10 protein-coding genes are annotated in these 10,797 nt (G+C 63.8%); 6 read left to right on the top strand and 4 right to left on the bottom strand.

The window, feature by feature from the left end:
- The 4 genes from ACHFFA_RS10930 to ACHFFA_RS10915 all read left to right on the top strand — a co-directional run.
- Nucleotides 1-333, top strand: a 333-nt coding sequence (locus ACHFFA_RS10930; RefSeq protein ID WP_394270872.1) for a thiamine pyrophosphate-dependent enzyme, incomplete at its 5' end; no start/stop codon positions are given.
- A gap of 2 nt (nt 334-335) precedes the next feature.
- Nucleotides 336-1,730 carry a pyruvate dehydrogenase complex E1 component subunit beta gene (locus ACHFFA_RS10925; protein ID WP_394270871.1) on the top strand — a complete coding sequence of 465 codons (1,395 nt, stop codon included), beginning with the start codon at nt 336-338 and terminating at the stop codon, nt 1,728-1,730.
- Nucleotides 1,715-2,377 carry a hypothetical protein gene (locus ACHFFA_RS10920; RefSeq protein WP_394270870.1) on the top strand — a complete coding sequence of 221 codons (663 nt, stop codon included), beginning with the start codon at nt 1,715-1,717 and terminating at the stop codon, nt 2,375-2,377. Before ACHFFA_RS10925 ends, ACHFFA_RS10920 begins: the two co-directional genes overlap by 16 nt.
- 34 nt (nt 2,378-2,411) lie before the next feature.
- The gene (locus ACHFFA_RS10915) at nt 2,412-2,876 is read left to right on the top strand and encodes a hypothetical protein (RefSeq protein ID WP_394270869.1); all 465 of its coding nucleotides are present in this window, start codon (nt 2,412-2,414) and stop codon (nt 2,874-2,876) included.
- A gap of 5 nt (nt 2,877-2,881) precedes the next feature.
- On the opposite strand, the gene trmFO is transcribed toward ACHFFA_RS10915, so the two are convergent.
- On the bottom strand, nt 2,882-4,249 hold the full coding sequence (gene trmFO, locus ACHFFA_RS10910) for a methylenetetrahydrofolate--tRNA-(uracil(54)-C(5))-methyltransferase (FADH(2)-oxidizing) TrmFO (RefSeq protein WP_394270868.1): 1,368 nt from the start codon (nt 4,247-4,249) through the stop codon (nt 2,882-2,884).
- A 75-nt stretch (nt 4,250-4,324) separates the two neighbouring features.
- On the opposite strand from trmFO, the gene ACHFFA_RS10905 reads away from it, so the two are divergent.
- Nucleotides 4,325-4,981, top strand: a complete 657-nt coding sequence (locus tag ACHFFA_RS10905; RefSeq protein ID WP_394270867.1) for a lysoplasmalogenase family protein — start codon at nt 4,325-4,327, stop codon at nt 4,979-4,981.
- 23 nt (nt 4,982-5,004) lie between these two features.
- Here the strand turns inward: ACHFFA_RS10905 and gyrA are convergent, their stop codons facing one another.
- Nucleotides 5,005-7,797 (bottom strand): DNA gyrase subunit A, encoded by a 2,793-nt coding sequence (gene gyrA / locus ACHFFA_RS10900; RefSeq protein WP_394270866.1) that lies wholly within the window; start codon nt 7,795-7,797, stop codon nt 5,005-5,007.
- A gap of 274 nt (nt 7,798-8,071) precedes the next feature.
- Here gyrA and ACHFFA_RS10895 point away from each other — a divergent pair, with 274 nt between their 5' ends.
- On the top strand, nt 8,072-9,346 hold the full coding sequence (locus ACHFFA_RS10895; RefSeq protein WP_394270865.1) for a hypothetical protein: 1,275 nt from the start codon (nt 8,072-8,074) through the stop codon (nt 9,344-9,346).
- A 70-nt stretch (nt 9,347-9,416) separates the two neighbouring features.
- On the opposite strand, the gene ACHFFA_RS10890 is transcribed toward ACHFFA_RS10895, so the two are convergent.
- Nucleotides 9,417-10,124 (bottom strand): NYN domain-containing protein, encoded by a 708-nt coding sequence (locus ACHFFA_RS10890; protein ID WP_394270864.1) that lies wholly within the window; start codon nt 10,122-10,124, stop codon nt 9,417-9,419.
- 3 nt (nt 10,125-10,127) lie between these two features.
- Nucleotides 10,128-10,763, bottom strand: a complete 636-nt coding sequence (locus ACHFFA_RS10885) for a carbonic anhydrase (protein WP_394270863.1) — start codon at nt 10,761-10,763, stop codon at nt 10,128-10,130.
- Nucleotides 10,764-10,797: the final 34 nt, after the last annotated feature.

Raw genomic sequence — 10,797 nt, 5'->3', positions numbered from 1 at the left:
GTCCGCCAGGCCGCCGAGGTGGCCTTCGCCCATGTGCGCGAAGGCAATGGCCCGGTGCTTATGGAGTGTAGCACCTATCGCTATCGCGGACATTCGATGTCCGACCCGGCGAAATACCGCACGCGCGAGGAAGTGCAGGACATCCGCGAACATCGCGATCCCATCGAGGGGCTGAAAAAGCTGCTTCTCGATCAGGGGGTCAGCGAGGACGACCTCAAGGCGATCGACAAGGACATTCGCACGCAGGTGTCCGAAGCCGCCGACTTTGCCGAAAGCTCGCCCGAACCGCAGCCCGCGGAACTGTATACCGATGTCCTCGTCGGGGAGTATTGAGCGTGGCGATCGAACTGAAGATGCCTGCCCTGTCGCCGACGATGGAGGAGGGCACCCTCGCGCGCTGGCTCAAGCAGGAGGGCGATGAGATCGTCTCGGGCGACATCATCGCCGAAATCGAAACCGACAAGGCGACGATGGAATTCGAGGCGGTGGACGAAGGCACTCTTGGCAAGATCCTCGTCCCTGCGGGAACCGAAGGCGTCAAGGTCGGCACCGTCATCGCGATGATCGCCGCCGAAGGCGAAAGCGTAGACGAAGCGCCTGCTTCCTCCGCCCCGGTCGATGAAAGTGACGCGCCCGGCGACATTCCGGGTGAAGGGAAGGATGTGGGCCGCGATGAAAGCGCTGCGGAACTCACCAAGCCCGAGGCGAGCCCCCAGCCCGACAATGCGACTGCGCGCGGAACGAACATGGCCAGCGTCTCGGTTCGCGAAGCGCTGCGCGATGCCATGGCCGAGGAAATGCGCCGCGACGAACGCGTGTTCGTGATGGGCGAGGAGGTCGCGCAGTATCAGGGTGCCTACAAGGTCACGCAGGGCCTTCTCGATGAGTTCGGACCCAAACGCGTGATCGATACGCCGATCACGGAATACGGGTTTGCCGGCATCGGCACCGGCGCGGCGATGGGCGGGCTTCGTCCGATCGTCGAGTTCATGACATTCAACTTCGCCATGCAGGCGATCGATCACATCGTGAACTCTGCTGCCAAGACGAATTACATGTCGGGCGGGCAGATGCGCTGCCCCGTCGTCTTCCGCGGACCCAATGGCGCTGCAAGCCGGGTGGCGGCACAGCACAGCCAGAACTTCGGGCCATGGTATGCCAGCGTTCCCGGCCTTATCGTCATTGCGCCCTATGACAGCGCGGATGCCAAGGGGCTAATGAAAGCGGCAATCCGCAGCGAGGATCCGGTGGTCTTCCTAGAGAATGAACTGCTTTACGGGCGCAGCTTCGAATTGCCCGAACTCGACGACCACGTGCTTCCGATCGGGAAGGCTCGGGTCGTTCGCGAAGGCAGCGACGTGACCATCGTCGCCTATTCGATCGCCGTGGGTCTGGCGCTCGAAGCGGCCGAGCAACTCGCAGGTGAAGGGATCGAGGCCGAAGTGCTGGACCTGCGTACGTTGCGTCCGCTCGACAAGGAGGCAATCCTGGCTTCGTTGGCGAAGACCAACCGGGTCGTGGTCGCGGAAGAAGGCTGGCCGACCTGCTCTATCGCATCGGAAGTGGTGGCGATCTGCATGGAAGATGGCTTCGACGATCTCGATGCCCCGGTCGTGCGGGTTTGCAACGAGGATGTCCCCCTGCCGTACGCGGCAAATCTCGAAAAGCTGGCACTGATCGACAGCGCGCGGATCGTCGAAGCGGTGAAGCAGGTGTGCTACCGCAACTGAACCAGGGCGCTTCGCATCTGGCCGCCCTGTCGAGCGAATGCGATGAGGTAGGGCGCCTCGCGCTGGGTTCGACCCCGGTACATTTGCGCGAGGTCTTCGCCGTTGCGCTTGCGCTCGACACGCGCTTGGCACGGCTTGTCAGCTTAGCACGCGAGCCGATGCTGGCGCAGATTCGCTTGGCCTGGTGGCGTGACCGCCTGCAGGAACCCGAAGACGTGAGGCCGCGGGGCGATCCGGTACTCGACGCGGTCAGCACTCACTGGCGGGGCATCGAGAGCGCCTTGCAAAAACTGGTCGATGCGTGGGAACATCTGCTGGGTGACGACCCGCCGCCCGATCGGGCCCGTGCGCTGGGCACAGGGCGGGGCGCTGTTTTTGCCGCACTGGCGGATTATGCCGGTGCCGCCGGGTCCGCCGGGCAGGCGAGCGCGCATGGCGAGGTCTGGGCTATCGCCACAGTGCAGCAGGAAGCCGGCGTGGCGCTAGCCGATATCGTTCCGCCACTTGCTCCGCTCCCGCGATCGCTGCGCGGCCTAGCCCTGATCGGCGGTCTCTCGAAGCGGGCCGTGCTTCGCGGGGACGGGGTTTTGCTGGGCGATCGCCTGAGTCCATTGGCGGCGGCGAGGATCGCATTGCTGGGTCGTTGACCAAAGTTTAGGAGCTTTGCCGTATCGCGCCCGCATGACAAAAGGTGTCGTCCTCGGCGCGGTCGGCGCGCTTGTCCTGACGGGTGTGGGAACCTTCTGGTGGCAAGGGCGCGCCGCGGTCGAAGCTGCGGCGCCCCCGCCGCTGGCCGAACCGCTCGCCACGCCTGATCCCGAGATGCTGCCCATCGCCGATGTCGGTTCGCTGCGCGGCCCCGCACCTCCCGAAGCGACAGAGTTGACCAAGGAAGAGACGCGGTTCTTTCGCTACGACCGCAACCGCGACCGGCGGATCACACGGTCGGAAATGCTGTCGACCCGCAGCGATGCCTTTCGCAAGCTCGACAAGGACGGCAACAACCTACTCGACTTCGAGGAGTGGGCCGTATCCACGGTGACCAAGTTCGAAGGTGCCGACGCCGACGGCAATCGCGAACTCAGCCCGCGCGAATTTCTCACGACCAAGCCCAAGCCGGTCAAGAGACGCAGCTGCGCCTGCTAGCCTGGTCAGGCCGCAAGGCTGCCGGTCTGCGCCAGCCACCCACCGAACTCGGCCTTCGCCCGCGCGGTGTAGGCTTCCTTGCGCTGCTTTTTTCCCACCTCGTGAAGCGGCGGGAAGAGCCCGAAATTGACGTTCATCGGCTGAAAGGTCTCGGCCTCCGCATCGCCGGTGATATGCGAGAGCAAGGCCCCGCAGGCGGATGATCGCGGCGGGGGCACCCATTCGCGTCCGCCCAGTTCGGCCGCGGCCATCATCCCGGCGAGCAGCCCGATCGCCGCACTCTCGACATAGCCTTCGCAGCCGGTGATCTGCCCGGCAAAACGGATATGGTCGGCACGCTTCAGTCTCAGCTGCTGATCAAGGACCAGTGGCGAATTGAGGAAGGTATTGCGATGCAAGCCGCCGAGCCGCGCAAACTCGGCGTTGGCAAGTCCCGGGATCGTGCGAAACAGTTCGATCTGTGCGGCATATTTCAGCTTGGTCTGGAATCCGACCATGTTCCACAAGGTGCCAAGCTTGTTATCCTGCCGTAGCTGGACAACGGCATAGGGCCAACGTCCCTGCGGAAACTCCGGCGTGGTGTCACGGGGATTATCGAGGCCAACCGGCTTCATCGGTCCGAAGCGCAAGGTATCAACACCGCGAGCCGCCATAACCTCGATCGGCATGCAGCCATCGAAATAGGGGGTGTTCGCCTCCCATTCGCGAAATTCGGTCTTTTCGCCATCGATCAGGCCGCGATGAAATGCGAGGTATTCATCCCTGGTCATCGGGCAATTGATGTAATCCCCCTCCTCGTTGGATGCGTCGGTCCGCTTGTTCCAGCGGGACTGGATCCAGCAGATGTCCATGTCGATGCTGTCCCGGTGCACGATCGGGGCAATCGCATCGAAGAAGGCGAGCTTGTCCTGTCCGGTCGCCGTAACGATGCTTGCCGCCAGCCCTTCGGCGGTGAGAGGCCCGGTGGCGACGATCGTCGGTCCGCTGGCGGGCAGGGCGTCGATCCGTTCGCGCACGACGGTGATGGAGGGATGGGCGGACAAGGCTTGCTCGACTTCGCAGGCAAAGGCGTCCCGGTCGACGGCCATTGCCGAGCCTGCGGGCACCCGTGCCGCTTCCCCGGCTCGCATCACCAGACTGTCGAGCCGGCGCATCTCGTGATGCAGCAAGCCGACGGCATTGCGCTCGTCGTCATCGGAACGGAAGCTGTTCGAGCAGACGAGTTCCGCAAGCGTATCGGTCTGATGGGCGGGGGTCGTCGCCCCGCTACCGCGCATTTCGGACAGGCGCACGCGAAAACCGCGCTGGGCCAGCTGCCATGCGGCTTCGCTCCCGGCGAGGCCACCACCGACGATGTGAATGTCATGATCCATGTGCGCCGCCTAGTGCTTGCATGACCTGGCTCGCAAGGCCTAGCAGGCCAAAAAGCGAAGGGGGGGGGGGATCTCATGCCGCGGCGCGCGCTGGCCGAACACCGACCGTATCTGTTGCTCAGCCTGCTGGCCGGCATATCCTATTACTTCGTCGCGGATGGTGCGATCGGCGGCCTGTGGCTCATGCTGTGGAAAGGGGCGGCGGTCGGTTTTCTGGCCCTTTACGCCGTGCGGCGGGGGCAGGGAGTGAACGCCCGTCTGCTCGCGATTGTCTTGGCGATCTGCGCGCTTGCGGACATGATCCTCGAGGTGAGCTTCCTTGCGGGCGGCGCCCTGTTCGCCGCCGCGCATCTGATCGCGATCGGACTGTACTGGCGCAATCGTCGTCCGGCGCGCACTCCGTCGCAGAGCGCTGCGGCTGTCGCACTCGTGCTTATGGTCCCGCTCATCGCCGGCCTGCTGACCTTCCCGCTCCCCAATTGGGAACTGGCCGCAGGTTATGCGACGATCGTCGGTGCAATGGCCGCCGCCGCATGGATAAGCCACTTTCCCCGTTACCGGGTCGGCGTCGGCGCGGTCTTCTTCGTCCTCAGCGACCTGCTGATTTTCGCACGAGAAGCCGGCACCGGGGCCGACGCGATCGCCGACCTGCTGATCTGGCCGCTCTACTTCGGCGGCCAGTTCCTGATTGCCACCGGGGTAATCGATGCTGTTCGCCGTTCACCCGCCTGATCGCGGCGTGCCCGCGGGCGGCATCAGCCGTCCTCGTCATCCTCCATATCGCTGTCGCTGTGGAGAGTGGTTTCGGGCATCGTCCTTTCCGACCCGCGAACGATGATCTCTTCCGCGATTGCAGCTTCCGCCTCGTTCTCGGGCGCTTCGTCCTCGTCGAGGCGGGCGACGCTGACGATGTGTTCGTCGGCCGCGACATGGAACAGCCGGACACCGGCCGAGCCGCGCCCGATGACCCGCAGCGTGTCGAGCCCGATGCGAATGAGCTTGGCCTGATCGGTGACGAGCATCAACTGATCGCCCTGCGTGGCGCAGAAACTTGCCACCACGGGTCCGTTACGGGCGATATTGTCGATATTGGTGATGCCCTGGCCGCCCCGATTGGTACGGCGGTATTCGTAAGCCGACGAGAGTTTGCCATAGCCATTGGCGCAGACGGTCAGGATGAACTGTTCCTTGTCCGCCATGTCATCAAAGCGCGCGGGATCCAGTTCGGGTTCGCCATCCTTTTCGGCCTTCCATGGGGCGAAACGAAGATATTGCTCGCGCTCTTCCATGGTCGAGCCAACGCGGTGCAGGATCGACAGGGAGACGACCTCGTCATCGCCTTTGAGCAGCATGCCGCGGACCCCGGTCGAGGTGCGGGACGTAAACTCGCGGATATCGTTCGCCGCGAAGCGGATCGCCTTGCCGCAACGCGAGGCCAGCAGGACATCGTCGCTCACGTCGAGCAGCGCCACCCCGATCAGCTTGTCTTCGCTGCCGTCGTCGAACCGCATGGCGAACTTGCCGTTCGAGGGAATGTTGGCGAAGGCGTCCATGCTGTTGCGCCGGACATTGCCCTTGGCGGTGGCGAACACCACGCTGAGCGCCCCCCAGCTTGCCTCGTCTTCGGGCAGGGGGAGAACGGTGCGAATGGTTTCGCCCGGCTCCAGCGCCGGCAGGAGATTGACGATTGGGCGACCGCGGGTGGCGGGCCCGCCTTCGGGCAGCTTCCACACCTTCAGACGATAGACCTTGCCGGCAGTGGAGAAGAACAGCACCGGGTTGTGAGTGCTGGTGACGAACAGCTCGCTCACCGCATCCTCGTCCTTGGTCGCCATTCCGGCCCGCCCCTTGCCGCCGCGGTGCTGCGCGCGGAAGGTGGAGAGCGGCGTGCGCTTGATATAGCCGTCGACCGTGACGGTGACGACCATCTCGTCCCGCTCGATCAAATCCTCATCGTCCAGACCGTCCCACGCGGGTGCGATCTCCGCGAGGCGGGGCGTCGCGTAGGTAGCCCGGATTTCTTCCAGTTCCCCCCGCATCACGTCGTACAGCTTGATCCGGTCAGCAAGGATCGAAAGGTATTCCTCGATCGCGACGGACAGCTCCTTCAGCTCGTCGCCGATCTCGTCGCGGCCCAGGGCCGTAAGGCGGTGCAGCCGAAGGTCGAGAATGGCTTTCACCTGCCGGGCGGACAGCCGATAGGTTCCCCCGTGTTCGTCCGAACTGGGTTCGATCGCCTCGACCAGGGCGATGTATTGGGCAATGTCGCCGATCGGCCATTCCTTGGCCAGCAAACGGGCACGGGCATCGGCCGGGTTCGCCGCCCCGCGGATCATCGCCACAACCTCGTCGAGGTTCGACACCGCGACCACCAGCCCGAGCAAGATATGGGCGCGTTCGCGGGCACGATTGAGCTCGAACTTGGTGCGCCGGGTGATGACCTCTTCACGGAACCCGATGAAGCTCTGGATGAACTCCCGCAAGGTCAGCGTTTCCGGGCGGCCGCCACGGATAGCCAGCATATTGGCCGGAAAGCTCGCCTGCGCCGGCGTGTACCGCCAGATCTGATTGAGCACGACTTCTGGCGAGGCATCGCGCTTGAGTTCGACGACCACACGCACGCCTTCACGGTTCGATTCGTCGCGAATGTCGCTGACACCCTCGATCCGCTTGTCTTTGGCTGCTTCGGCGATCTTCTCGACCAGCGCACTCTTGCCGACCTGATAGGGGATCGAGGTCAGCACGATCGAGCGGCGATCGTTGCGGCCCGTCTCCACCTCGTGACGCGCCCGCATAAGGATGCTGCCGCGTCCGGTGGTGTAGGCCGCACGGGCGCCCGCCTTGCCGAGGATCAGGGGGGCAGTGGGAAAGTCCGGACCGGGAATGATTTCGAACAATTCCTCGCTGGTAATGGCCGGGTTCTCGATGAAGGCGAGGCAGCCGTCGATCACTACGCCCAGATAGTGGGGCGGGATGTTCGTCGCCATGCCGACCGCGATGCCGCCCGCACCGTTGACGAGGAGGTTCGGGAAGCGCGCCGGGAGAACGGTAGGCTCCTGCCGCGAACCGTCGTAATTGTCGGCGAAGTCGACCGTATCCTTGTCGAGATCGTCGAGCAGCGCGTTGGCGACCCGGGCAAGCCGCGCCTCTGTATAGCGCATCGAGGCCGGGGGATCGGGGTCCATGCTGCCGAAATTGCCCTGGCCATCGACCAGGGGGACGCGCATCGACCAGTCCTGCGTCATCCGCGCCAGCGCATCGTAGATCGCAGCATCGCCGTGCGGGTGGTAATTGCCCATCACGTCGCCGACGATCTTGGCACTCTTGCGATAGGGCCGCCCGGCAACGAAGCCACCTTCCTGGCTGGCGAACAGGATGCGGCGGTGCACCGGCTTGAGGCCATCGCGCACGTCCGGCAATGCACGGGCGACGATCACGCTCATCGCGTAGTCGAGGTAACTGGTCTTCATTTCCTCGACGATGTCGATACGCGCGTAGCGATCGCCTTCGGGGGCGGCAGGTTCGAGGATCAAGGTTTCATCGGCCAAAGGGGAAGGTCCGTTCTGATGCGGTGATGTCTTCGCCCCGGCCTAGGCGAAACCCGTCCAAGGCGCCACCGAAGACGGGAACCGGACTCCCTCATCGCGCGCTTTTTCCACAAATCGCTGCCCAGCGGTGGTGGAGGAGCACACTTGTGATATTCAAATCGCATTCACTTCGCGAAGGCTAGCCACAGTCACCGAATGGGGTTTAGCGCCTCGCCAGCCCGAGCGGGCGCGCAGTGACGAAATCGTTTCGAGATCAATTTCTGGAGAGATTTGAATGAAGGTCCTCACTTATCAGCGCTCGCGCAGCTCGGCCCTGGCTCTGGCCCTTGCATTTGCGGGAGCGGGCGTCCTTGGCATCGGCGCGTTCGAAACGCCTGCCTATGCGCAGAAGAAAGCCAAGGAAGACAAGCGCGCCGCCAAGCAGGATTACTCCAAGGAATTCGTGGCGGTTTACGAGCCGCTCGCCAAGCAGATCAATGCCGGCGGCGATGCGGCGGCGATGAAGGGGCAGGTGTCTTCTCTTGCGGCGGCAGCGACTACCGCAGACGATCGCATGGCTGCTGGCGGTCTGATCCTGCAGATCGGTCAAAAGTCGAGCGATCCTGCATTGCAGCGTCAGGGTCTCGAGATGATGCTGGTAAGCGGCAAGGTGGCAGCAGAAAACCTTGGACAGTACAATTTCTTCGCTGGCCAGCTGGCCTATAATGCGCGCGAATTCGCCAAGGCTCGCCAGTTCTTCGAGCAGGCGCTCGCCAACGGTTCGCAGGATAATCCCGAGGCGCTGATCGCCGAAACCTATTTCCAGGAAAACAATTTCAACGAAGGGCTTGCGTACCTGTCCCGGGCGATCGCGGCTCAGCGCGCGGCCGGCAAGCCGGTGGACGAGGCGTGGATCAAGCGCGGCATGAGCGTCGCCTACAACAACCAGCTGGCCCCGCAGGCCAGCGAGTATGGACTGATGTTCGTCGAGAACTACCCGACGCCGTCGAACTGGGCCGACGTGATCATCATCCAGACCCAGCAGAACCTGGCGAACCCGGAAATCCTCGATCTCATGCGGCTTGCCCGCGAGGCCAAGGCGATGCGCGAGGAAAGCTTCTTCGCCGATTACGTCGATGCTGCCGATTACCGGCGCCTGCCGGGCGAAGTGGTCGCAGTCATCGATGAAGGTTATGCATCGGGCAAGATCGTGCGAAACAAGGCGTTCATGGACGACCTTCGCACGCAGGCGCAAAGCCGCGTCGCCGGAGACCGCAAGGAGCTTCCGGGGATCATCCGGACGGCCCAGGGTTCGAGCGACATGAAGACCGTCCTAGCCGCGGCCGACATGGCGCTGGGATATGGCGACTATGCCGCGGCAGAGACGCTTTACCGCAAGCTCGCCGACATGCCGGGGGCGGACAAGGGGCTGGTGCAGACCCGCCTCGGTATTGCGCAGTACAAGCAGGGCAAGGTCGCCGATGCCAAGACGACCTTCGATGCGGTCACCGGGCCGCGGGCGTCGATTGCAAAGCTGTGGTCGGTCCTCGCGAGTCAGCAGGGCGCGTAAGCAGAGCGATCAAACGAATTGCGACAATGGACGGCGCGTTCCCTTGGCGGGGAGCGCGCCGTTCCCGTTTTCAGCGCAGCCGCTTGATGAAAATCTGTCCGCCTTCCCGCCGGTCGACGGCGAAGTTCGGAACCGCTTCGATCAGGTCGATCAGCCTGGCAAATCCGTAATTGCGAGTATCGAAGCTCGAGCGATTACCAGCCCGCTGGCCCACCTCTGCCAGTTTCGCAAAGCCGTTTTCGTCGCGCCTGCTGGCGTTGTAGGCGTCGAACAGAAGGTTCAGCACCTCGTCGTCCGCGATCCGGGCGGGATCGCTCCGCCGTTCTTCCTTCTCGGCCCTGACGAGCGCGTTGACATCGATGAAGCGGGTGCAGGCCTCCCTGAACGCTTCGGGCGTCTTTGCCCCGCCGAAGCCATAGGCGGGGATGCCGTCCTGCCGGATCCGCATCGCCAGCGGAGTAAAATCGCTGTCCGAACTCATGATGCCGAACCCGTCCACCCGCCCGCGATAAAGCATGTCCATCGCATCGATGGTCATGGCCATATCGGTGGCGTTCTTGCCCTTGGTGAGGTCGAACTGCTGCTGGGGCTGAATGCCATAGCGATGCATGATATCGACCCAGCCCTTGAGGCTGGCCTTGCGCCAATTGCCATAGGCGCGGCGGATGTTGACCTGGCCAAGCTCGGCCAGAACCGTCAGGACGGGATCGATGCCGGCAGGGCTGGCGTTGTCGGCATCGATCAGCAGCGCGATATTGCGAACCTGGAGGTCGGCCATCGATCAGGCCGGCCGGAAGTCGCCGCTCGTCTCGTCGAGCAGATGCAGCAAGCCGTCGGAAATGGCGAAATAGGCCCCGCGAAGAGTGAGGCTGGTGTCAGCCTCCTTGCTCGCGATGTAGGGAAAGGTCCGCAGGTTACCGAGACTGACCTTGACGGCGGCCAGTTCCATTGCCCGTTCCGCGTCCCGGCCTTGCGTGCCAAGTGTGCCGGCGATCGGCCCGCGCACTTCATCGAGCATCGAGACCCAGTTGGCAACGAATCCGCCGGCGCCAAGCTCCTGTCCGTGCAGCGACTGCGAGAGGGCCGCCTGACACCCCCCGCACATCCCATGCCCCATGACCACGATCTCGCTGACCTTCAGGAACTGCACCGCGAACTCGAGCGCGGCCGAGACGCCGTGCTGACCGGGTGTGGTTTCGAACGGCGGCACCAGCGCAGCGACGTTGCGCACCACGAAGATTTCGCCCGGATCGACGTCGAAAATTTGCGCCGGATCAACGCGGCTGTCGCTGCACGCGATGATCATGACCCTGGGCGACTGGCCGCTGCGAAGTTGCTCCCACCGGGCGTGCTGCTGGGCATATGCACCGCTGCGAAACCGGGCGTAGCCTTCGAGAAGTTCGGAAAAGTTTTTCATGAGTTGCTCCGCTGCGCCGAAAATCCACCCGACG

The organism is Qipengyuania sp., assembly GCF_043423005.1.
Lineage (GTDB): Bacteria > Pseudomonadota > Alphaproteobacteria > Sphingomonadales > Sphingomonadaceae > Qipengyuania.
This window is presented reverse-complemented; position numbering and strand designations above follow the sequence as displayed.

Bases quoted from the DNA above. Each gene is read 5' to 3' on its own strand.
- ACHFFA_RS10915 (WP_394270869.1), top strand. From the start codon at position 2,412: ATGACAAAAGGTGTCGTCCTCGGCGCGGTCGGCGCGCTTGTCCTGACG.
- trmFO (WP_394270868.1), bottom strand. From the start codon at position 4,249: ATGGATCATGACATTCACATCGTCGGTGGTGGCCTCGCCGGGAGCGAA.
- ACHFFA_RS10905 (WP_394270867.1), top strand. From the start codon at position 4,325: ATGCCGCGGCGCGCGCTGGCCGAACACCGACCGTATCTGTTGCTCAGC.
- ACHFFA_RS10895 (WP_394270865.1), top strand. From the start codon at position 8,072: ATGAAGGTCCTCACTTATCAGCGCTCGCGCAGCTCGGCCCTGGCTCTG.
- ACHFFA_RS10890 (WP_394270864.1), bottom strand. From the start codon at position 10,124: ATGGCCGACCTCCAGGTTCGCAATATCGCGCTGCTGATCGATGCCGAC.
- ACHFFA_RS10885 (WP_394270863.1), bottom strand. From the start codon at position 10,763: ATGAAAAACTTTTCCGAACTTCTCGAAGGCTACGCCCGGTTTCGCAGC.